Below are 21,804 nucleotides of genomic sequence, written 5' to 3'. Positions count from 1 at the left end.
CGACACCACACGCCCCCCGTCGGCCGGAACCGCCGGGAGTGCCGCTCACAGAAAGCAGAGCACCATGGACACCATGCTCGCCGGACGCTTCCACCTGGACAGCAAGAAGTTCGCCGTGGAGGAGGTCCCCGTCCCCGTACCCGGCCCGGGCGAGGTCCTGATCGAGGTCAAGGCCGCAGGCGTCTGCCTCTCGGACGTCCACCTCATCGACGGCTCCCTCGTCCCGCTGTTCGCCACCTCCGACACGGTCACCGTCGGCCACGAGGTCTCCGGTGTGATCCACACCCTCGGCCCCGACCTCAAGCGCGGCCTGACTCCCGGCACCCGCGTCACCCTGGAGGCCGGCAAGACCTGCGGCCAGTGCGCCGGCTGCGTGCGCCACCGCCCCTGCACCCAGATGCTCACCGCCGGCATCGACTACGACGGCGGCTGGGCCCAGTACACCCTCGCCCGCGAGGACACCCTCATCCCCATCGCCGACAGCCTCCCCTTCGACCAGGCCGCGATCATCCCCGACGCGGTCTCCACCCCCTACGCCGCCGTCGTCACCACCGCCGGAGTACGCCCCGCGCAGTCCGTCGGCATCTGGGGCGTGGGCGGTGTCGGCGCCCACAACGTCCGCGTCGCCCGCCTGGCCGGCGCCGCGCCGATCATCGCGGTCGACCCGCTGCCCGGCGCCCGGAAGCGCGCCCTGGCCTTCGGTGCGGATGTGGCCCTGGACCCGGCCGCCGACGACTTCGCCGACCAGGTCCGCGCGGCCACCGGTGGACGGGGCCTGGACTTCGCCTTCGACTGCGCCGGCGTGCCGGCGGTCCGTGAGCAGGCCGCGGCCGTGCTCGGCCTGAACGGAGTGCTCATCCTGGTCGGCATCAGCCCCAGGCCGATCACCATCAGCGAGGGCCTGACCTTCAACTACCTGGGCAAGCAGGTGCGCGGCCACTACGGCGGCACCCCCGAGTCCGTCACCGACCTGGTCCGGCTGGCCGAGGTCGGCCGTCTCGACCTGGCCCCCTCCATCACCGACCACATTCCGCTCGCCGAGGCCGCCGACGCGGTCAGCCGGCTGGAGAACAAGATCGGCGACCCGATCCGCCTCATCCTCGTCCCCTGACAACCGAACAGAAAGTTCACCAAGACCACCTCGGGCAGGGGTGAGTGGGCGCCGGTGCTTGAGGGAGCACCGGCGCCCACGGTCTTTCATCCACCGGTGGCCGAGGGCAACAGCTCCTCAGGCATCCCAGTGCGCCTCCAGGGCTGCGGCGACCTCGGCCGGCTTCTGGATCAACGTCCAGTGGCTGCAGTCGAGCTTGACGACCCGGGACGCTCGCACGGCTTGACCGAGTTCGTCGGCGAACGCGACCGGACAAGCCGGGTCGAGCGTCCCCCAGGGGACCAGGCACGGCGCGGACACGTTCGCCAGTTCCGGTTCCCACTCCGCGCCCACCGTCACGGCGGAGCGGTACAGCTTGAGGATGCTGTCCCTCATCGCCCCGTCCACACGCCGGGCCATCTCCTCGGCCACGTCGGCCGGGACGTCGAGTTTGCCCAGGTCCTCGGCGAAGGACGCCGGGTCCAGCTCGTTCATGAACCGGTCGCCCTCGACCGGATCCTGCCAAATCCTGGCCAGCGGGTGCCAGCCGTACCGAGCACTCACCGGAGCGCTGCTGCCGGCCCACGTACGAACCAGGTCCGGCCGTATCGAAGCGACGCGCGCGGTGAGAATGCAGCCCCAGTCATGGCCGACCAGGTCCACCGGCTCGCCGACTCGCTCCAGCCGGTCGATGAGCCGATCGACGTACTCCTCTTTGGTGGAGCCGAAGCCTTGCGGCCGCGGTACGCCGAAGCCGGGCAGGTCCCAGGCCGCCTTTGGCCCCGAGCGCGAATGCTCCGGGTCAACCGAGGCCGGGCAGCGAGCGCCGGGTCACCTGGTGGGCATCGTCCGGCGGGACGCCGAGCATGCGCAGGACCATCTCGGCCAGGTCGCTGGCGGCCTCATCGCCGTCGAGGTCGGGGTGGGCCAGCCGCAGCGCCACGAGGGACATCAGGGTGCCGCCCATGGCGGACAGGGCGGTGGTCGCGTTGCCGCAGGTGAAGCGGCCCGAGACGATGCCATTCTCCAGGTCGCGCCGGGCTCGCGGGGCGAGGCCCCGGTCGGAGTGGATGTAGGCAAGACCGCGGTCACGCAGGATCCGCATGAGTTCGGGGTGCGAGTCGGCCATGCGGGCGGTGAGCCGGAAGCCCGCGGCGACGAGCTCGGCCGGGTCGTCGATTCCTTGCACGCGCTCGTCTACGACCTGCCCGAACTCCTCCAGGGCGTCTGTCACCGCGGCGTCGAACAGCGCCGTCTTGGACTCGAAGTGGTTGTAGGAGGAGCCGAAACCCACGTCCGCGAGTTCCGCGATCGCCTGGATGCTGACGCTGGTGTCCCCGGTCTCCGCGAGGATCTGCCGGGCCGCACGGACGAGCGCCTGCCGGGTCTCGGCACGGCGCCGCTCGAAGCGGTTCTTGGGCGGGGCTGACGGCGGGGGCATACGACGAGTGTAACAACGTCTCGATGAGTTCACCATTGATGATGAGATCATCAATTATTCCTCCCCTCCCTATTGACGATGAGTAACGGCAAAGTTGATGATTTCCTCATTACAGCAGTGTTGCTTGGAGGACACCATGTCCCACACCCCCGTTGACAGAGCCGCTCCCCAGACGCCCCACCAAGACCTCCACAGTGAGCAGGGCGCCCTGCGCGGAGAGCACCCCGGCCGTTCCCGCAATCCCGTGATCAAGGTGGCGGATCTGGCATGGCTGGAGTTCGAGAAGCCGGACCTGGACCGGGCCGAGGTGTTCGCGCGTGACTTCGGGTTCGCGATCGCCGCCCGGACCGAGGCGGAGCTGTGGCTGCGCGGCACCTTCGCGGGCTCACCCTGCATGGTCATCCGGCGGGGGCGTGCGTCCCGGTTCATCGGCCCGGCGTTCCGCGCGGCCGAGCGGGCCGACCTGGACCGGCTGGCCCGTGCCACCGGCAGTACCGTCCGGGACATCGGCGTACCGGGCGGTGGGCAGTCGGTGGCCCTGCTCGATCCCGCGGGCCTGCCGGTCCGGGTCGCGCACTGCGCCGAGCAGTTGCCCGCGCTGCCCGAGCAGGAGCCGCTGATCCTCAACTTCGGTACCGATCACCGTCGTACGAACGCCACCCAGCGTCCGCCCCGTGAGCCGTCCCGTATCCAGCGGCTGGGCCATGTGGTGCTGGAGACACGGGCGTTCACCCGCACCCTGGACTGGTACCTGGACACCCTCGGGATGATCGTGTCCGACTTCCTGTTCCTGGACGGGCAGCGCGGACGCGGGCCGACGATGGCGTTCATCCGGTGCGACCAGGGGAGCGTGGCCGTCGACCACCACACGCTGGCCCTGCACCTGGGGCCCGGAACCGGCTACGTCCACTCGGCCTACCAGGTCACCGACCTCGACGCGATCGCCGCCGGCGGGGAGTATCTGGCCGAGCGCGGCTACCGGCGCAGCTGGGGCATCGGCCGGCACATCCAGGGCAGTCAGCTGTTCGACTACTGGCGCGACCCCGACCACTTCATGCTGGAGCACTTCGCCGACGGCGACCTCTTCTCCTGCGAGCTGGAACCCGGCTGGGCACCGATGTCGGCGAGCGGCCTGGCCCAGTGGGGCCCGCCGGTCACCCGCGACTTCCTGGGCACCAGCCCCTCCCCCGCCAAGCTGCGCGAGGTCATGACGGCCCTGCGCGGCGACAACGAACTCGACCCCGCACGCCTGCTGGGCCTGATGAAAGCGATGAGCTCATGAGCACCAATGTTCTGCGCACCACCGACGGCTGGTGGGTCGTCCGGGACGAGCGCGCCGTCCGCATCGAGACCAAGGCCGTCACCACCGCCGACCTGCTCGCCGACCGGGAGGCGGTCCGCGAGGCCGCCGCCTCCGCCGAGAGCGGCACGCCCGTCGCCGACCTGGTGGCGCTGCCTCCGGTCACCACCCCGTGCCGGGTGGTCGCCCAGATGGTCAACTACCGTAGCCACGCCAAGGATTCGGGCTTCACCGGCGACATCCCGCCCACCTTCTTCCGCAAGGCGTCCGGCTCGGTCAGCGGCCCCCACGACACGATCATCCGCCCCGCCCATGTGAAGTTCCTCGACTACGAGGTGGAACTCGGCCTCGTCATGGGCGCGACCCTGCCCGTGGGCACCGTCGTCGAGGAGCAGGACCTGCCGCGCTACGTCGCCGGCCTTGTCCTGACCAACGACGTCAGCGCCCGCGACGTCCAGCTGACCAAGACCCAGTTCTACGAGAGCAAGTCCTATCCGACCTTCACACCGACGGGGCCGTACCTGGCCCTGCTGGAGCCGGAGGACTTCGCCCATCTGCTGAACCTGCGGCTGCGGTTGTCGGTCAACGGCGTGTCGCGCCAGGACCGCACGCTGGCCGACATGATCGTACGGCCCGCACAGGCGCTCACCCTGCTCGCCCGCTTCCAGACCCTCGACCCGGGCGACCTGCTGCTGACCGGCACTCCCGGCGGCACGGCCCTGAAGGCTCCGCCCGCACCGGTCGCGAAGATCAGTGCGCTGCTTCCGCCCGCACTGAAGTGGAAGGCGTTCTTCAAGGGCCAGGCCAAGAACCCCCTCTACCTGCAGAACGGTGACCTCATCACCGCCACGATCGCCACCCCGGACGGGCGGATCGAGCTCGGCGAGCAGCGGACCCCCGTTACGGACGCGCCATGAGGACCGCGTCCCAGAAACCGGTGGTGATCATCGGAGCGGGACCCGTCGGGGTCACGGCCGCCCTTCTGCTCGCCCGGCACGGCGTGCCCAGCTTGATCCTCGAACGCCACCGGGACATCTACCCCCTGCCGCGCGCCGTCGTCGTGGACGACGAGATCCGCCGGATCCTGCAGAGCGTCGGCGTCCACGAGGAATTCGCCGCCCTCGCCCGCCCGGCGCCCGGGCTGCGGCTCCTGGACGCCCGGCGCCGCGTGATCACCGAATTCCCGCGGTCCATGCACGGACTCCACGGCTTCCCGCAGCTCAGCATGTTCAACCAGCCCGAGCTGGAACGCCTGCTGCGTGACGCCTTGGCGCGCCGCCCGGAGTGCGAGCTGTGGAGCGGGGTGGAGGTCGTGTCCGTCACCCAGTCCGACACGCAGAACACCGACGCACCCGACGATCCGACGGGCCCGGTCCGGGTCACCTTCCGGCGCGACGGCGGCGACGAGGAGGAGCACCTGTGGGCCGATGCCGTCCTCGGCTGCGACGGTGCGGGCAGTCTCACCCGTGACGCCATCGGCACCGACTGGGAGGACCTGCACTTCCAGGAGAGCTGGCGGGTCATCGACGTGCGCACCAGCCGCCCGGTGCGCACCTGGGAAGGTGCCGAGCAGATCTGCTGCCCCACCCGGCCGACCACCTTCATGCGCATCAGCGAGGACCGCTACCGCTGGGAGTTCCGGCTGGCCGACGACCAGAACCTGGACGGCCCGGACGGATGGGAGCGCCTGCGCGAGCTGGTGGCCCCCTGGGTGGACCTGCCGCCCGACGCCTCGCGGGGCGACGACTTCGACGTGATACGGCAGGCGCAGTACACCTTCCAGGCCCGTCTCGCCGACCGGTGGCGCAGGGGGCGTGTCTTCCTGCTGGGCGACGCCGCCCACCTCACCCCGCCATTCGTCGGGCAGGGTCTGTGCTCGGGCCTGCGCGACGCCCACAACCTCACCTGGAAGCTCGCCCGCGTGCTCCAACAGGGCGCACACGACGGGCTGCTGGACACCTACGAACGCGAGCGCAAGCCGCACGCCCGCCATGCGATCCGCGTCGCGGTCGCCGTCGGCTGGGCCATGACCGGCGGACAGGACCGCGGTGCGGCGTTCCGCCGGGCCGTCGTGGGCACGGCCTGTCGCATCCCCGGCGTGACCGCGGCGGTGAGCCGTGACCTCAGCCCCGCCCTGACCGCCGGTCCACTCGTACGGCGCCGCCCCAGGCTGACCGGCCGCGCGCTGGCCGGTACCTTCTGCCCGCAGCCCTGGGTACGGCACGACGGCGGGCGAGTGCGCCTCGATGACGTCCTCGGGGACTCCTTCGCCGTCCTGACCGCCGCGCCGCCCACGACGCGGATCACGGCCGTGGCCACGGCACTGGGTGCCCCGACGATCCACGTCGACGACCTGGGCGACGACGGCACCCTGGCCGACTGGCTGGCACGCGGCCGTGCCGACGCCGTCCTGCTGCGCCCCGACCGCGTCGTGGTGGACACCGTCCCGGCCGGCACCGGCGACTTCACGGACACCGCCGCCTGGGCCCCCCTGCTGCACACGGCCCGCCGTACCGCCGACGCCCGGCCCGCCTGACGAGGAGCACCACACCATGACCACCCCGCCCCGTGCGTCGTATCCGGAACCCTTCTTCGTTCCCGACCCGAAGTCGGCCGCCCACAGCCGCATCGCGGACTTCGCGCGGTGGGCGGCCCGGCACCGGGGAGCCGAAGGGATCCAGGAGCCCACGGACTACCGGGCCCTGCACCAGTGGTCCGTCACCGACCTCGAAGGGTTCTGGGCCGCGGTGTGGGAGTACTTCGACATCGACGCGACGACTCCCTACGAGCGGGTGCTGGCCGAGGAGACCATGCCCGGCGCCCGCTGGTTCCCCGGCGCCACCCTCAACTACGTCCATCACGCGCTGCGCAACCTGCAACCGGACGCTCCCGCGATCACCGCCCTGGACGAGACCGGAGCCGGCTATGAGATCACGGGCCGGGAGCTGCGCGCCCGGGTCGCCTCCGTCGCCGCCAGCCTGCGCGACCTGGGTGTCGGGCAGGGCGACCGGGTGGTGGGCTATCTACCCAACACACCCCACGCCGTCATCGCCTTCCTCGCCACCGCAAGCCTGGGCGCGGTGTGGTCGGTGTGCGGCCAGGACTACGCGCCCAAGGCCGCCGCCGACCGCTTCGCCCAGCTCGAACCCACCGTGCTCATCACCGCTGACGGCTACCGTTTCAACAGCACCACACACGACCGCCGGACCGCCTCGCTCGAACTGGTCCGCGCTCTGCCCACGTTGAAGGCCACGGTGCTCGTCGACCACGTGGGCCTTGCCTGGCCCGAGAGCGGGGACGCGGGGCTGACGGTTCCCTGGGAGGACGCGGCCACCCGCGTCGAGTACCTCACCATCGCTCCGGTCCCCTTCGACCACCCTCTGTGGGTCGTCTTCTCCTCCGGCACCACCGGCCTGCCCAAGGGCATCGTCCACGGGCACGGCGGGGTCCTGCTCGAACACCTCAAGACCCTCGGCCTGCACACCGATCTGGGCACTGGGGACCGCCTGCTGTGGTACACCACCACCCACTGGATGATGTGGAATCTGGTCGTCTCCACCCTGCTGACCGGTGCCACCACCTGCACCTACGACGGCAGCCCGGCACCGCAGGCACGACCGGACCTCCTGTGGGAGCTGGCGGCCCGTCACAAGGTCACCGTCTTCGGCACCAGTCCCCAGTATCTGCTGGCCATGGCCAAGCTGGGCATCGAACCCTCCACGCACGACCTGTCGGCCATCCGCGTCATCGGCTGCACCGGTTCCGCTCTGCCCGCCTCCGCGTACCCCTGGGTCCGCGACCACGTGGGCGCCGACGTCCAGTTGGCCTCCACCAGCGGAGGCACGGACGTCGTCTCCGGCTTCGCCGGCAGCGCCTCCACGACCCCCGTATGGGCGGGGGAACTGTCCGCCCCCAGCCTGGGCGTGGCACTGACCGCCTACGACCCGAGGGGCACCCCTGTCCTGGACCAGGTCGGCGAACTGGTCGTCACCCGCCCCATGCCGTCCATGCCGCTGTACTTCTGGAACGACCCCGACGGCAGCCGCTACCGCGACGCCTACTTCGGCGCCTATCCCGGTGTGTGGCGGCACGGCGACTGGATCACGCTCACCTCGCACGGCTCGGTGATCGTCCACGGCCGTTCCGACGCCACCCTCAACCGCAACGGCGTGCGCCTGGGCAGTGCCGACATCCACGACGTCGTCGAACGCCTCCCCGAGATCACCGAGGCCCTCGTCATCGGCGCCGAGGAACCCCACGGCGGCTACTGGATGCCGCTCTTCGTGGTCCTCGCGGACGGAGTCAACCTGGACGATCCCCTGCGCGACCGGATCCGCGACGCGATCCGCGCCGACGCCTCACCCCGCCACGTCCCCGACGAGATCATCGCTGTACCGGCGCTCCCGCACACGAAGACCGGCAAGAAGCTGGAGGTGCCCGTCAAGCGCCTGCTCCAGGGTGCCCCCGCCGAGCAGGTCCTGAACCCCGCGGCGGTCGACGACCCCGACCTGATCGCCTACTTCGCCCGCCTGGGAGCGGAGCGCAACAAGCGGTCAGCACACCACACATGAGTCGGCCAGGTGGCCAGGCCCGCGTGGACAGCGCCGGGTCCTCGCGCCCCGTCCGGCTCCGCAGACCCCGTCCCCACCGTGTGGTGCCGGGGCGGTCAACCCGCCCCGGCACCACACCATCCGCACCACCGAAGTAAGAGAGAAACCATGAGCATGACCGACCGCGCACCGCAGGCCCTCGATGTCCTCGACGACGCCGGCCGAAAGGTGCTGTTCACCGAGGCCCGCACCGCGAACACCTTCGCCGAGGTGGCCGTCGCCGACGACGAACTCGCCACGATCTGGGAACTCGCCCGCTGGTCGCCGAGCGCCGCCAACGGCCAGCCTCTGCGCGTCCTCTTCGTGCGCACCCGCGAGGGCAAGGAGCGGCTCGTCCGGCATCTCGACGAGGGCAACAGGGCCAAGACGCTTCAAGCACCGGCCGTGGCGATCCTGGCGTATGACGTCGACTTCCACGAGCAGATGCCGACAGTCTTCCCGGCCCGCGGCGACATGCTGCGAGCGGCGTTCGCCGACCGGGTCGACGCACGCGAGAGCATGGCGGCCTACAACTCGGCACTGCAGACGGGCGTCTTCCTGCTCGCGGTCCGCGCGGCAGGGCTCGCGGCCGGTCCCATGGCGGGCTTCGACAAGGCCGGTGTGGACGGGGAGTTCTTCGCCGGTACCAGCTGGCGTTCGCATCTGGTGGTCAACATCGGTCACCCCGGTGCCGACCCGTGGTTCCCGCGACTGCCCCGCGTGCCCGTCGAGGACGCCGTCGCCTATGCCTGAGGGCACTGCCACCGCCTGGTAGATGAGAGGCGGCATGCCATGGGCGCCGGTGCTCTTCCGAGTACCGGCGCCCATTTCACACGCACCGCCCGCTGTCGGTCGGCCTGTTGCTCGGCGTTCCGCCCGGGCGCGGTCAGGAGTCGCTGATCCCGAGATCAGCGGCCGCCTCCCTGCCCCCGGCCGGTGTCACGGCGACGTGCACGGTCTGAGCCCACCCGTGCCAACGGCGCCTGCGTCACCGGTCGTTGCGGCCTCCGTCGCGTTCGGACCGGTTGGAGTCGTGATTCGACCGGTTGGAGTCGTGGTCGTACCGGTCCCAGTCGTGGTCGTACCGGTCCCAGTCGTGGTCGTACCGGTTCGAGTCGCGGTCGGACCGGTCCCAGTCGTAGCGGTAGGCCCTGTCGTGCTTCCAGCCGCGGTCCTCGTCATCCCAGTAGTGTCCGTCCCGGCGGTAGTCCTCCTCGGTGTTGTTGTGCCGGTAGGTGACATCGCGGTCCCCGCGGTGGTCGTCGGCCTTGGCGCCAACGGCCGGGCGCTGCACGTGCGCGGACTCAGGTACCGCGGCCGAGGCGGTGCCCCCGACGCCGAGAACGGCGCCACCCGCGACCGCAGCGGAGGCGGCAGCGAGAGAAACGCGCTTCGTGAGCTTCCTCATGGTTATCTCCTTCGTGTCGGCGTCGTCCGCAATCCCAGCGATCGCTTACGCAGGTGATGCGGTACGCCCCATCGATATCGACCGCATCGGCGAGTTCACCCCTCGTGAGGGCACAGCCGACGGCCATCAGTCGCAACGAAGGGCCGCCGATCCGGCGGCACTCCGATCCGTTCCATACGCTGTATGGAAGTACCTTCATATCAGAGCATGTCCGGAAATGTCGAACTCGCCACCGAGCAGGACGTCAAGATCGCCTGTGGATCCCTTTCGCTTTCCATACGATGTATGGCATGACCGAGGAGAGTACCGTACGATGTACGGAAACTCGGGGCATCAAGGCATCGGGCTCTCCCGCGTCCACTGCCACCGCTGGGACCGATGACCCTCCCCGTATGACTCGGCACGAAGAGTGAGAGCAATGAAGTCGTTGAAAACCGTAATTCGGAGGCTGTCTGTCCAGCTGGTCGTCTCGCACGAGAGGTCCATGCCCGTGAGCATGACGCTGCAGTACGAGCCCCGCGATCCCTATGCCGTCCGCGCCGCATTCACCGTTGCCGGCAGTGACGAGTCGGTGGAATGGATCATTGGGCGAGATCTTCTGGCCGATGGCCTGGCCGGCCCCGCCGGCGAGGGGGACATACGCGTATGGGCCGCCGAGGAGCACGCCGTCAGCGACTTTTACATCCTTCTCAACGCGCCGGACGGCGCGGCCTTGCTCAAAGCCCCGGCGCGGGAAATCAAGACGTTCCTGCGGGAAACGGAGGCGGCGGTGCCCAGGGGGGCCGAGCCCGTGCACATCGACTTGGACGCTTTGCTGGCGCACCTCATCGCCGAAGGATGAGGAACCCAGCTGCTCCGCACCAGTTCTGTTAGCGTGCGCACCCTCGGGCTGGCACACTGAATTTGTGCTTCCGCTGACAGCCGCCGCAGTTCAGGACGTTCCATCGATTCCTGGAGCCGGCGTTGTATCGGTTTGCGCGCTGATCTTTACCGTCACATCCTTCTGGTGGATCAACGCCAGGCAAGGGCATCTGAAGTCCTGGGAGCCTCATTCCTTTGCCGCTATCGCCCGCCACTCCATGGCCCGCCTACGGCTGCCGTTCGTCCTTCACAACACCGGCGCCAAGCCGATAGTCGTGCAGGACCTCAGGTTGACCTTCCCCGATGAGCCCGCCTCCCATCTGCCACTCCTGTGGATGTCTTCACCGTCCCGTCTCCAACCCGGGCCGGAGGACGAGCCGCAGTTGCCGGCCGGATTCGCTGTGGTCGGCAGAGAAGCACGGCAACTCCTCATCGAGTTCGAGGCACCGTTTTCCGGATTCCTTCCAGAGCCCCGTAATTACAAGGTCCAACTTCAAGCGAGGGTCGGTCACCGCAAGGGGTGGCGCACCCTTGTGACGTTCACCTTGAGGGCCGCCAATATCATCGATCCCGACCGGTACACCGTCTACAGCAACGCACCTCTCGAACTGACGAGAGAGGACAGGCAGAAGGCGGACGCCGCACTCCTGGAGCTGCTGGACGAGCGAGACGACCTCTCTGCTCGGGGCGAGAGGAAGCATCGGAACTCTTTGAATGACGAGGGCGACACCGGCACGAATCCCTAGGGGGCCAAGCAGCCCCAGGCCAGAAACGTCGAAGGGTCCGGCGGCTGCCGGACCCTTCGTCTCGTAGCGGGGACAGGATTTGAACCTGCGACCTCTGGGTTATGAGCCCAGCGAGCTACCGAGCTGCTCCACCCCGCGTCGACCCCGCCACTCTACACAGCACGCCCGGCTGGGGCGAAATCCGTTTCCAGTCCACCTCGGCCGCTGTTCGCCGGTTCAGTCCGCGTTGGGCCGGGCGAGGCCGTGGTCGTAGGCGAAGATCACGGCCTGGATGCGGTCACGGGCTCCGATCTTGGCCAGGACCCGGCCGACGTGGGTCTTGACGGTGGACTCGGACAGGACGAACCGGGTGGCGATCTCACCGTTGGTCCAGCCCTTGCCGACGGCCACGAGGATCTCGCGCTCGCGGTCGGTGAGGGAGCCGAGTCCCGGGTCCTCGGCTGAGTCTGCGCGGTGGGTGGGGACGTAGCGGGCGAACTCGTCAAGGAGACGGCGGGTGAGGGCGGGCGCGATGACGGCGTCGCCGGAGGCGACCGCGCGGATGCCGGCGAGGAGTTCCTCAGGGCGCGCGTCCTTGAGGAGGAAACCGCTGGCACCGGCCCGGATGGCGGCGTGGACGTACTCGTCGAGATCGAAGGTGGTGAGCACCAGGACGCGCGAGCGGCCGCCCGCGGCGACGATGCGGCGGGTGGCCTCGATGCCGTCCATGCCGGGCATGCGGACGTCCATCAGGACGACGTCCGGGCGCAGTTCGGCGGCCTTGCGGACGGCCTCGGCACCGTGGGCGGCCTCACCGACGACGTCGGTCTCGGGGACGGAGTCCAGGAGGATGTGGAAGCCGTAGCGTTGCAGCGGCTGGTCGTCCACGATCAGCACGGTGGTCATCGGTCACCGCCTCGGGGCGTGAGGTCGAGGACGGCCTCGACGCTCCATCCTCCACCGCCCGTCGGCCCCGCGCTGACGGTACCGCCGTACAAGGCCGCTCGTTCCCGCATGCCCACCAGTCCGTGTCCTTCCTCGTTCGGCGGCCCGGACGGTGTGGCCGGGCCGGTGTCCTGGACCCTGATGTTCAGCCGGCTGCCCTCGACGAGGATCGCCAGGTGCACCCGGGTGTCGGTGGCGGCGTGCTTCAGGATGTTGGTGAGGGCTTCCTGGACGATGCGGTACACCGTCAGCTGTACCCCGTCGTCCAGGGCGTCCACGTCGCCGGAGGTCCGGTAGACGACCTCCAGTCCGGCGGCGCGCACCTTGGCGCACAGGGCGCCGATGTCCACGATGCCGGGCTGCGGGCTGAGCTCGGGCCCGCCCTGGGGACCGTCCGCGGTCTCGCGCAGCACGCCGAGCACGCGCCGCAGCTCGCCGAGGGCTTGTCGGCCGGTGTCGCCGATGAGCCGCAGGGCCTCCTTGCCCCGTTCGGGAGCGATGTCGGTGGCGTACGCACCGGCGTCGGCGAGCGTGATGATGACGGACAGGTTGTGGCCGACGATGTCGTGCATCTCGCGGGCGACACGGGTGCGTTCGGTGGCCGTGGCCAGCCTGCTGCGCTGGTCGCGCTCTATCTCCAGCCGGGCCGCCCGGTCCCGCAGTCCGGCGAGCTGGGCCCGGCGGATCCGCACCATCAGGCCGAGCGCGAGGGCCGCGGTCGCGGTGCTGAGCAGGAAGAACAGCGCGTCCCAGACGGACACGGCCGAGGACGCGCGTACCGCGACCAGCACCATGGCGCCCGCCATGGCCGCACAGGCCCACGGCAGCTGCCGCAGCGGCCCGTGCAGGGCCAGGCTGTACAGGGCGACGAGCAGGGCGATGTCCGCGCGCAGCGGGGCGTTCAGGGACCACTGGAGGACGAACACGGCTGTGATGGCGGCGAAGGCCACGAGGGGTTTGCGCCGCCGCCACAGCAGGGGCAGTACCAGGCCGGCCTGCAGCGCCAGCATTCCCGCGACGGGCAGTCGGGTGAAGACGAGCCGGAACCGGCGCGGGCGGTCGCCGTCGTCGACACCGCCGTGGAACAGGTCGGGCAGGCAGAACATCAGGACGACCACGACCACGACCGCGGTGTCCAGCACCCACGGATGTGTCCGGTCGGCCTGCCGCAGCCGCTGGCCGCCCCGGGACAGACGGGCGACCAGCGGCCCCATCCCGCTGATGTCATCGGTGGTCACGGATGTCACGCTGCCATGGTGCGGGTGTCAGACGTCGCTGCGCGCGAGCCGGTAGGCCGCGCCCGCCAGCGCCAGTGCCGTCCAGCCGAGGAAGACCAGCAGCCCGGCGGCCGGAGACAGGGTCGTGGAGTCGTGTGTCAGGGCGAACACCGCCTCCCCGGCGTTGGAGGGCAGGTAGGGGCTGATGTCGTCCTGCCAGGAGCTCGGCAGCAGTGAGATCAGTCCGGGGATGAGCATCAGGGTGGCCACCAGCACCGAGATCCCGCCGGCCACCGACCGCAGCAGCGCGCCCAGGGCGGCGCCGATCACCCCGACCAGGCCGAGGTAGAGCCCTGCACCCAGCAGGCTCCGCAGGACACCCGCGTGCGAAAGACTCATGGCCGCGGGCGTACCCGAGACGATTCCGCTTCCGAGCAGGAAGGCGACGAACACGCCGAGCGTCCCCACCACCAGCGCGACCAGCCCGAACACGGCCGCCTTGGACCACAGGACCGGCAGTCGGCGGGGCACCGCCGCGAGCGTCGAGCGGATCATGCCGGTCGAGTACTCCCCCGCCGTGACCAGCACGCCGAGCACGCCCAGGGCCAGCTGGGCGAAGTTCGTACCGAAGACGGACAGGCTCACGGCCGTCGAGTCGGCGAAGTCCCGGTCCAGGTGGCCGGAGTCGATCCCCGACTTGTAGCGGCTCGCGGAGATGAGACCGAAGGCCACCAGGAACAGCAGGCCGAGGCCCAAGGTGATCCAGGTCGAGCGCAGGGACCACAGCTTGGCCCATTCCGAGGAGAGCACGCGCCGTCCGGTCACCCGGTAGGCGGGGCGGGCGGGGGCGGTCCGGGGTTCCTCGGCGGTCGCGGTGAGGGTGCTCATGCGGGCCTCCCGAGGGTCTCGGTCCCGGTCGTGGAGCCGTGGTACTCGACGGCATCCCTGGTCAGGTCCATGAATGCCTCCTCCAGCGACACCGTCCGCGCGCTCAGCTCGAACAGTGCGATCCCGTGCTCCGCGGCCTTCAGCCCGATCTCGCGGGCGGTCAGCCCGGTCACCTGCAACTCCTCGGAGCCGATCCGGCCCGTGACGTCGACGCCCCGCCCCGCCAGCACGTCCCGAAGCCCCGCGGGGTCCTGCGTCGCCACCTTCACCGTGTCCCCGCCCGCCTCGCGGATCAGGTCGGCCACGGTCGTGTCCGCCAGCAGCCGACCGCGCCCCACGATGATCAGGTGGTCCGCCACCAGAGCCATCTCGCTCATCAGGTGCGAGGACACGAACACCGTGCGTTCCTCGTCGGCGAGCGCCTTCAGCAGATTGCGGATCCAGAGCACCCCCTCCGGGTCCAGCCCGTTGACCGGCTCGTCGAGCATCACCGTCTGCGGATCGCCCAGCAGCGCCGCCGCGATGCCCAGCCGCTGGCCCATCCCGAGGGAGAAGGCACTGGCCCGCTTCTTCGCCACGCTGCCCAGTCCGGCGAGGTCGATGACCTCGTCGACCCGGCGGCGCGGAATGCCGTGGGTCAGCGCGAGGGCCCTGAGGTGGTTGTACGCCGAGCGGCCCGGGTGGATCGACTTCGCCTCCAGGAGGGCGCCGACCTCCTGGAGCGGTGCCTGGTGGCGGGCGTAGTGGTGGCCGTTCACGGTGACGGAGCCGCTCGTCGGGGCGTCGAGGCCGACGATCATGCGCATGGTCGTGGACTTACCCGCGCCGTTGGGCCCCAGGAAGCCGGTCACGGTGCCCGGCTTCACGACGAATTCCAGCCCGTCGACGGCCGTCTTCTCGCCGTACCTCTTGGTCAACTGCCGTGCGTCGATCATTCGCGTTCTTCCTGTAGGCCTCCGGCGTCCGGCGCTTCCGACGCCACACCGGCAACGCTAGGCGCCGGATCACCCCGCTTTGGTGGTACCGGGAGGCTGAACTGCGCCGCGCGCGTAGTACCGCGGTACTACGCGACGCGGGACCATCGGTGCAGCCTGGCGGCCCTGGCGTGCGCGTCGCGGATGAGCCCGAGGGTCTTGGTCACGGGAGGTGGCGTGCCGACGGGGTCAGCGACCGGCGGTGAGTACCGCGGTGCGCCGGGACCACGAGCCCTCGACGGCGGCGTCCAGCAGGAAGGCGGCGACTTCGGCTCGGGAGATCCCGGGCAGGCCGGGCAGGCGGTCGAGCGCGGTCAGGTCGACGGCGCGGACGTTGCCCGTGGCGGGCTTGTCGGTCAGCAGCACCGGGTAGGCCAGCGTCCAGTCCAGACCGGGGGCGGTGAGGATCCGCTCGCCTGCGACCTTGTCGGCGAAGGCCGCCTTGCCACCCGAGTTGTAGAGGAACCGGGCGAACGCCGAAGCCTTGGCGAGGGACTCGCCGACGCCGAACGCCGACATGATCAGCACGCGCTTGGTGCCGCTCTCCTCGGCAGCCCGGACCAGCGCGCGCGTGGTGTCGGCGATCAGGTTCCCCGGGTCCTTGACCTTGCCGAGACCGAGCGCGCTGACCACCGCGTCGGTGCCGCGCATCGCCTCGGCGAGCCCGCGGGCGTCGCGGACGTCCCCCTCGACCATCGTCAGCCGGTCGGCCGGGGTGAGCTTGGAAGCGTCCGGACGAAGGCGACCACCTCGTGCCCGGCCGCAGTGGCCCGCTCCACGAACAGGGCGCCGGTGGCGCCGGTTGCACCAAGGACGAGGCCCACAGTGCACGTCGCGGGAGGTGCTGGAGCACGCGACGGGCCGGTGGGGCGCCCTGACCCTCGCCGCCCTGGTCGAAGGCCCCTTGCGGTTCGCCGAGGTGCGTCGCGACGTCTCCGGGGTCTCCGACCGGATGCTGTGGCAGACCCTCCAACGGCTGGAGGACGACGGCCTCGTCACGCGGACACACCACCCCACGGTCGCCAGGCGGGCCGACTACGAACTCACCCGTCTCGGCCGCCTGATCGCCGAGCGCATCTGCGACCTCATCAACGCGATCTACGAGCAACTGCCCGGCATCGTCGCCCACCAGCGCGCGAGCAGCACCGGCGCCGCGCCTCCCGCGGAAGACATGTCCGACTGAGGAGGTGGGTCCAGGGGCGCCAGCAGTCCGCGCGCCGCCTGTCCGGTTGGTGAGTTGTGCTGTTCAAAGTCGATGTATCGATACTCGTCAGCGGTCGGACGCCCGAGACTCTCGTCGATCGACGGCCCATTCGCAGTGCCGTCGTCGCCTGTGTCAGCGGTTGACCAGCCGCATGCCCGCCTCGTGGAGGCGGTCGCCGGCGGCGGGGGCGAGGTTGTTCAGCCGGGTGAGCTGCTCGGCCGTCAGCGCGACGGCGTCGGCGGTGTTCTCCTCGACGCGGGAGACCCGCCTGGTGCCGGGGATCGGGGCGATGTCGTCGCCCTGCGCCAGCAGCCAGGCCAGGCCCACCTGCGCGGGGGTGGCATCGGCCTCGGCGGCGACGCCGTTCGCTTCGAAGTGCTCCGTGGCACGGATCTTGCCGGTGAGGAAGCCGTGGCCGAGCGGCGACCAGGGCACCAGGCCGATGCCCAGCTCCCGTAGCAGCGGCAGGATCTCCGCCTCCACGTCCCGCGTCCACAGCGAGTACTCCGACTGCAGTGCGGCGACGGGGTGGACGGCGTGGGCGCGGCGGATCGACTCGGGGGCCGCCTCGGACAGGCCGATGTGGCGGATCTTGCCCTCGGTGACCAGGTGGGCGAGGGCGCCGAAGGTCTCCTCGACGGGCGTGTTCGGATCGACGCGGTGCTGGTAGTACAGGTCGATGTGATCCGTACCGAGCCGCTTGAGGGAGCCCTCGATCGCGGTGCGGAGGTTCGCCGGGCTGCCGTCGATGTGGCCCATGCCGCCGCTGGTGTACGAGTACATGCCGAACTTCGTCGACAGGACTACCTGGTCGCGACGGTCCTTGATGGCCCGGCCGACGAGCTCTTCGTTGACGAAGGGGCCGTAGGCCTCGGCGGTGTCCAGCAGGGTGACGCCGAGGTCGAGTGCCCGGTGGATCGCCCGGATGGACTCGCTCTCGTCCGGGGCCTCGCCAGGGCTGAGGTAGACGCCGGGCATCGTCATGGTGCCCAGGCCGATACGGGAGACGTCCAGGTCTCCCAGCTTGATGTGCTTCATGGCGCAAGTGCTCCGCAGGTCGGTCCGAAACGGCCTGGCACATCACTGAACCCCGTTCCCCGGCACGACCCGCCCTGCCATCCGGTGAGTGCAGCGAGCACGCTGGGTGTGAGTGACGGATGGAACGAAGGGAAGCGCCGGACACCGGAGAGCGGGGACCACATTGTCGGCCGCGCGGGAAAGGCCCTCTTCCACACTCGTCGAGCGTGCGGGCTTGAGGCGATCGGTGGCAGGCCGGGCTGTGCCCTGGAGCCGCGTTCGGTGCTGTGGCAGGGCACCCCGCGCGCCTTCCGCCCAGGTCGCGGCGTCCCCACACTTCCCGTCCGGTCGCCGGTCTCGTCCCCGCATACGTCAAGCGGGTTCGTGAAGGCGAGCCCGTAGACGGTTCCGGCCCCATAGGCGGCGATCGGCACCGCGGGATTCACCGGGATCGCCCTGGGCCACTGCCACACCGCGCCCCTCATCGTCCCCGAACCGGCGGTTCGCAGCGAGTCTTGAGAGAGCTTTTACGCGATGCACGCAACTGCGGCCCACGCCATGGCCGTCTGACAGGGAGTCGGGCCCGTCAGGGCCGAAGAGCGAGAGAGCGGGGCAGGTCGTGGGACGGCGCAAGGGCGGCATAGGGATCGCACTCGTCACGGGTGTGATGCTGGTGGGCGCGAGTGCCTGCGGCGGGGGCGGCAGTGACAAGGCGAACGGGGACGACGCAAAGGCGTCGGGAAAGCCGGGTGCGAGCGCCTCGCCGTCACCGACGAAGCCCGCGGGCCCGCCGATGCTGCTGGAGACGATCACCCCACAGACAGGAACCACGGTCGGCGTGGCCATGCCGATCTCGGTGGTCTTCACGAACCCGGTGGCGGCAAAGGCACGGGCCACGGTGGAGAAGCACATGAAGGTGAGCGCCTCGCAGCCGGTGGTCGGCGCCTGGCACTGGTTCGGCGACAAGCGCGCCGACTGGCGACCGAAGACGTACTGGCCCTCCGGCACGAAGGTGAAGATCGACGCTGACATGAAGGGCGTCAGCAACGGCAACGGACGCTACGGCGTGCACAGCTACACGCACACCTTCAAGATCGGCGACGACGTGCGCGCGGATGTCTCGGTGACCGGCCACACCATGAAGGTGAGCCGGAACGGCACGGCGGTGCGCACCCTGTCGATCAATGCGGGCAGCGCTCAGTATCCGACGTGGAACGGCACGATGGCCGTCATCGACAAGCAGGAGAAGGTCCACATGACCTCCTGCAGCGTTGGCATCAGCTGCAAAAAGGGCAGCCCCAACTACTACGACCTGACGCTGCCCTGGGACGTCCACCTGACCCAGTCCGGCACGTACGTGCACTACTCGACCGGCGACCCCAACCCGGGCAGCGGCAGCGCCCGCGGCTCGCACGGCTGCGTCCACCTGTCCATGTCGGACGCCAAGTGGTTCTACGGTCAGGTCAAGCAGGGCGACCCCGTCACCATCACCGGCTCGCCCCGCGCCAAGGCCCCGGCCGACAACGGCTACGCCGACTTCAACCTGGGATGGGACCAGTGGCTCGCGGGCAGCGCGTCCGGGGAGGGGACGACCTCGACGCTGTGACGCGCTGCGGTGGCGGCGCCGGTCAGCACTGGATGATGTCGACCGCGGCCAGGAACGGGTCATCAGGCCGGCGCGAACTTGGCAACGTACTCGTCGAAGGGCTCGATGCCGACTTCCGCACGGAGTTCGTCCATACGCTCGGGCTCTTCGCAGGGCCACGGAACCGGTGATCCGTCCTTCACGCCGGCGATCTGAGTGCCGTAGATCTGTTTGCGGCCCTCATTGACCAGTGTGCGGTCGCGCAGAAAGGCCAGCTCGCGTCGGCCGGCTGAGCCTGCCGAAGCCGCCTGCCGCATCAGCTGGAGGGCGCGTCGCTGGACGTTGAGCTGCCGGTCGGCGTGCTGGGCGATCAGCCACGCTGCGCGTGAGGCCTCCTCGCCGACGAGTTCCGGTGTCGGCCAGCCGTACTCGTCCATGATCTCGCTGAGGCGGTCACCATGCCGTGCGGTCAGTCGGCGCCAGGCCAACTGCTCGGCGGGGTCATCGCTGTTGGCGTTGACTGAGGACCGGTGGTCTGCCGCGGCCATGTCCGTGAGTTCCGCCGCCAGCACGGCAACATCATGCGTCACTCTCAACTCCCAGGTTCAGTAGGCGGGTTGTGCTCCCCGCCCGCAACCCTATGGGCGCATATCGGATGCGAAGATCATTCCGGAGAACGGTGACAGGAACCTCCGCAGACCGCCATAATGGATCTACCCCCGGAGCCAGAGCCGGATCGCCGCGACGCTCACAGTGCCCTGCGCAGGTAACGGCGGTTACGCCGCACACTAGGCTGCCTCCATGGAGAACGGGCTCACGCACGAGGGCGGCGCCTTCATCAACTTTCGGCGCTACTCTCCGAACCCAAAGGATCATGGGTTCCGGTGGGTCGACGTCAAGCAGTTCCGCCTTCCTGCGGAGTCTGTCGGCGACACGAGGCTGCTCGCAGCACTCGTTGTGCATGAACAGTTTCGGGATGACTATGCAGGTGGTGGGGTGCTGCCGGAGGGGATCAGGCACGGCCCGTACTGGCTGAGCTCGGTCACTCCCGACGTCTACGAGCGCATCAGCGGGGCACAGGCCACGCAGATCCTGCAAGAGTGGGTTGATCCGGCCTGGGAGGTACCCGCCGGACTGGAGGCAGATCTGCAGCGGGAGGTATTCGACCGCCTGGCGGCAGCCGATCGTGTCTACTACCTGGGCGAGCTCGGCGACGGAGCGGTTCATGACTGGGGACGCGTGCACGACTGCTTTCACGAGTTCGTGGTCATCGAACGCTCAGCCGCGCGGATCACCCTCCTTGTAGCGGCCGACGACTGAGCCGAACGTCGGAGCATCAGTAGCGGCGCCACAGCCGAAGCGAGGCAACAGTGCCGTTATCGCCGGCGATCTGTCCGAAGACACGACCAAGCTGCCGGCGGCCATCCAGCGTCCGGCCACTTCTGGCCAACGTGCACCCCGAGGGGATCAGCCCTCCTGCAGCACCGGGGCAGACCTCTCGCCCGACCCTCGGACGATCAGTCGGGTGGGGACGGTGATGGTGCGGGCGCGGGAGCGGTCGCCATCCAGGCGGGCCAGGGCGGTGGTCGCCACGGTTCTGCCGATTTCCTCGGGGTCCTGGGCGACGACGGTCAGGGCCGGTTCGAGTGCCTCGGCGAGGGCCACGTCGTCGAAGGCGACGAAGGCGACGTCCTTCCGCCCGTTGCGGGAGAGTTCGGCGACGATGCCCAGCGCGACGATGTTGTTGCCGGCGAACAGCGCGGTGGGGGGATCGGGCAGGTTCAGGAGCCGGGAGGTGGCGGCGGAGGCGCCGTGCTGGTCGTGGGCGTTGGTGACCAGGGAACGGTCGTAGGGGAGGCCGGCTTCTTGGAGAGCCTCGCGGTAACCGGCCAGGCGCTCGCGGCGGGTGTAGAGCTTGGTGGGAAGGTCACCGATGAAGCCGATGCGTCGGTGTCCGTGGGCGATCAGATGGGCGACGCCGTCGTGGGCGCCTGTGCGGTTGGAGCTGACGACGCTGTCCGTGGCCAGGCCCACTCCCGGACGATCGATGAAGATGACGGGCAGGCCGGCGGCGCGGTGGGTCTTGAGGTGGGCGTGGTCGGCTCCGACGGACGGCACGACCATGAGGATGCTGATGCGACGGGCGAGGAACTTGTCCGTCAGCGCGCGCTCCCGGCCGGGGTCGTCGGCGGAGGAGCCCATGAGGAGGGTGAGACCGCGGTCGCGGACGGTGTCCTCGATGCTGCGGGCCACGGCTCCGAAGAAGGGGTTGCCGAGGTCGGGGATGACCAGTCCGACGGTGGTGTCGGGTCCGCCGACGCGGATGTTGCGGGCCATGAGGTTCGGCTGGAAGCCGAGCTTGGCCACGGCGGCGAGGACCTGTTCCCTGGTCTGGGCCGAGGCGGGGCCGTCCTCGTTGAGGACACGGGAGACGGTCTTGGCGCTGACGCCCACTTCGCGGGCGACATCTGCCAGGGTGGGGCGGCGGTTCGCTGCCATGGAGGAAACGGTCTCCCTGTGCTCGTCGGTTCCGGCCGCGGCCCCGGCCGGAACCTGTGAG

The 21,804-nt window shown here is 69.9% G+C and carries 22 protein-coding genes and 1 tRNA gene; 11 read left to right on the top strand and 12 right to left on the bottom strand.

What is annotated here, in order from left to right; all coding sequences use genetic code 11:
• The first annotated feature begins 64 nt into the window (after nt 1-64).
• Entirely contained in the window at nt 65-1,111 is a 1,047-nt protein-coding gene (locus ACZ7L0_RS20660) for a zinc-binding dehydrogenase (protein WP_471243922.1), read from the top strand.
• A 117-nt stretch (nt 1,112-1,228) separates the two neighbouring features.
• On the opposite strand, the gene ACZ7L0_RS20655 is transcribed toward ACZ7L0_RS20660, so the two are convergent.
• Together ACZ7L0_RS20655 and ACZ7L0_RS20650 are read right to left on the bottom strand one after the other, a co-directional pair.
• Nucleotides 1,229-1,852, bottom strand: coding sequence for an alpha/beta fold hydrolase (locus ACZ7L0_RS20655; protein WP_471244007.1), 624 nt, complete (start codon nt 1,850-1,852; stop codon nt 1,229-1,231).
• A gap of 40 nt (nt 1,853-1,892) precedes the next feature.
• On the bottom strand, nt 1,893-2,531 hold the full coding sequence (locus ACZ7L0_RS20650; protein WP_471243921.1) for a TetR/AcrR family transcriptional regulator: 639 nt from the start codon (nt 2,529-2,531) through the stop codon (nt 1,893-1,895).
• Between the two features lie 136 nt (nt 2,532-2,667).
• Here ACZ7L0_RS20650 and ACZ7L0_RS20645 point away from each other — a divergent pair, with 136 nt between their 5' ends.
• From ACZ7L0_RS20645 to ACZ7L0_RS20625, 5 genes are all read left to right on the top strand, one after another.
• Entirely contained in the window at nt 2,668-3,813 is a 1,146-nt protein-coding gene (locus ACZ7L0_RS20645; RefSeq protein WP_471243920.1) for a VOC family protein, read from the top strand.
• Nucleotides 3,810-4,748 carry a fumarylacetoacetate hydrolase family protein gene (locus tag ACZ7L0_RS20640; RefSeq protein ID WP_471243919.1) on the top strand — a complete coding sequence of 313 codons (939 nt, stop codon included), beginning with the start codon at nt 3,810-3,812 and terminating at the stop codon, nt 4,746-4,748. The genes ACZ7L0_RS20645 and ACZ7L0_RS20640 overlap by 4 nt, the downstream gene beginning before the upstream one ends.
• Nucleotides 4,745-6,367: a bifunctional 3-(3-hydroxy-phenyl)propionate/3-hydroxycinnamic acid hydroxylase MhpA gene (gene mhpA / locus ACZ7L0_RS20635; RefSeq protein ID WP_471243918.1), complete on the top strand. Its 1,623-nt coding sequence runs from the start codon at nt 4,745-4,747 to the stop codon at nt 6,365-6,367. The genes ACZ7L0_RS20640 and mhpA overlap by 4 nt, the downstream gene beginning before the upstream one ends.
• Nucleotides 6,368-6,383: 16 nt before the next feature.
• Nucleotides 6,384-8,402 carry an acetoacetate--CoA ligase gene (locus ACZ7L0_RS20630; protein ID WP_471243917.1) on the top strand — a complete coding sequence of 673 codons (2,019 nt, stop codon included), beginning with the start codon at nt 6,384-6,386 and terminating at the stop codon, nt 8,400-8,402.
• A 153-nt stretch (nt 8,403-8,555) separates the two neighbouring features.
• Nucleotides 8,556-9,173 (top strand): malonic semialdehyde reductase, encoded by a 618-nt coding sequence (locus ACZ7L0_RS20625; RefSeq protein ID WP_471244006.1) that lies wholly within the window; start codon nt 8,556-8,558, stop codon nt 9,171-9,173.
• Nucleotides 9,174-9,408: 235 nt separating this feature from the next.
• On the opposite strand, the gene ACZ7L0_RS20620 is transcribed toward ACZ7L0_RS20625, so the two are convergent.
• Entirely contained in the window at nt 9,409-9,828 is a 420-nt protein-coding gene (locus tag ACZ7L0_RS20620) for a hypothetical protein (protein ID WP_471243916.1), read from the bottom strand.
• Nucleotides 9,829-10,246: 418 nt separating this feature from the next.
• On the opposite strand from ACZ7L0_RS20620, the gene ACZ7L0_RS20615 reads away from it, so the two are divergent.
• Together ACZ7L0_RS20615 and ACZ7L0_RS20610 are read left to right on the top strand one after the other, a co-directional pair.
• Complete coding sequence (locus ACZ7L0_RS20615; protein ID WP_471243915.1) at nt 10,247-10,669, top strand: SsgA family sporulation/cell division regulator; 423 nt, start codon at nt 10,247-10,249, stop codon at nt 10,667-10,669.
• Between the two features lie 64 nt (nt 10,670-10,733).
• The gene (locus ACZ7L0_RS20610; RefSeq protein WP_471243914.1) at nt 10,734-11,435 is read left to right on the top strand and encodes a hypothetical protein; all 702 of its coding nucleotides are present in this window, start codon (nt 10,734-10,736) and stop codon (nt 11,433-11,435) included.
• Nucleotides 11,436-11,499: 64 nt separating this feature from the next.
• On the opposite strand, the gene ACZ7L0_RS20605 is transcribed toward ACZ7L0_RS20610, so the two are convergent.
• The 6 genes from ACZ7L0_RS20605 to ACZ7L0_RS20580 form a co-directional block, all read right to left on the bottom strand.
• Nucleotides 11,500-11,573 (bottom strand) — tRNA-Met (locus ACZ7L0_RS20605).
• Between the two features lie 78 nt (nt 11,574-11,651).
• On the bottom strand, nt 11,652-12,320 hold the full coding sequence (locus tag ACZ7L0_RS20600; RefSeq protein ID WP_471243913.1) for a response regulator: 669 nt from the start codon (nt 12,318-12,320) through the stop codon (nt 11,652-11,654).
• A complete protein-coding gene (locus ACZ7L0_RS20595) occupies nt 12,317-13,597 on the bottom strand; it encodes a sensor histidine kinase (RefSeq protein WP_471243912.1) in 1,281 nt (426 codons plus the stop codon). The genes ACZ7L0_RS20600 and ACZ7L0_RS20595 overlap by 4 nt, the downstream gene beginning before the upstream one ends.
• A 27-nt stretch (nt 13,598-13,624) precedes the next feature.
• A complete protein-coding gene (locus ACZ7L0_RS20590) occupies nt 13,625-14,464 on the bottom strand; it encodes an ABC transporter permease (RefSeq protein WP_471243911.1) in 840 nt (279 codons plus the stop codon).
• A complete protein-coding gene (locus ACZ7L0_RS20585) occupies nt 14,461-15,399 on the bottom strand; it encodes an ABC transporter ATP-binding protein (protein ID WP_471243910.1) in 939 nt (312 codons plus the stop codon). Before ACZ7L0_RS20585 ends, ACZ7L0_RS20590 begins: the two co-directional genes overlap by 4 nt.
• Before the next feature lie 228 nt (nt 15,400-15,627).
• A complete protein-coding gene (locus ACZ7L0_RS20580; RefSeq protein WP_471243909.1) occupies nt 15,628-16,269 on the bottom strand; it encodes an NAD(P)-dependent oxidoreductase in 642 nt (213 codons plus the stop codon).
• A gap of 10 nt (nt 16,270-16,279) precedes the next feature.
• On the opposite strand from ACZ7L0_RS20580, the gene ACZ7L0_RS20575 reads away from it, so the two are divergent.
• Nucleotides 16,280-16,621: a winged helix-turn-helix transcriptional regulator gene (locus ACZ7L0_RS20575; protein ID WP_471243908.1), complete on the top strand. Its 342-nt coding sequence runs from the start codon at nt 16,280-16,282 to the stop codon at nt 16,619-16,621.
• A gap of 153 nt (nt 16,622-16,774) precedes the next feature.
• Here ACZ7L0_RS20575 and ACZ7L0_RS20570 read toward each other — a convergent pair whose 3' ends face one another.
• Entirely contained in the window at nt 16,775-17,680 is a 906-nt protein-coding gene (locus ACZ7L0_RS20570) for an aldo/keto reductase (protein ID WP_471243907.1), read from the bottom strand.
• Between the two features lie 646 nt (nt 17,681-18,326).
• Here ACZ7L0_RS20570 and ACZ7L0_RS20565 point away from each other — a divergent pair.
• A complete protein-coding gene (locus ACZ7L0_RS20565; RefSeq protein WP_471244005.1) occupies nt 18,327-19,265 on the top strand; it encodes a L,D-transpeptidase in 939 nt (312 codons plus the stop codon).
• A gap of 62 nt (nt 19,266-19,327) precedes the next feature.
• Here the strand turns inward: ACZ7L0_RS20565 and ACZ7L0_RS20560 are convergent, their stop codons facing one another.
• Nucleotides 19,328-19,834: a DUF6624 domain-containing protein gene (locus ACZ7L0_RS20560; RefSeq protein WP_471243906.1), complete on the bottom strand. Its 507-nt coding sequence runs from the start codon at nt 19,832-19,834 to the stop codon at nt 19,328-19,330.
• 211 nt (nt 19,835-20,045) lie between these two features.
• On the opposite strand from ACZ7L0_RS20560, the gene ACZ7L0_RS20555 reads away from it, so the two are divergent.
• Nucleotides 20,046-20,564, top strand: coding sequence for a hypothetical protein (locus tag ACZ7L0_RS20555; RefSeq protein ID WP_471243905.1), 519 nt, complete (start codon nt 20,046-20,048; stop codon nt 20,562-20,564).
• Nucleotides 20,565-20,711: 147 nt separating this feature from the next.
• On the opposite strand, the gene ACZ7L0_RS20550 is transcribed toward ACZ7L0_RS20555, so the two are convergent.
• Entirely contained in the window at nt 20,712-21,743 is a 1,032-nt protein-coding gene (locus ACZ7L0_RS20550; protein WP_471243904.1) for a LacI family DNA-binding transcriptional regulator, read from the bottom strand.
• Between the last annotated feature and the right edge of the window lie 61 nt (nt 21,744-21,804).

Source organism: Streptomyces sp. NPDC039424, assembly GCF_055639495.1.
Note: the sequence above shows the minus strand (reverse complement) of the source record. Positions and strands in the feature narration are given on the sequence as shown.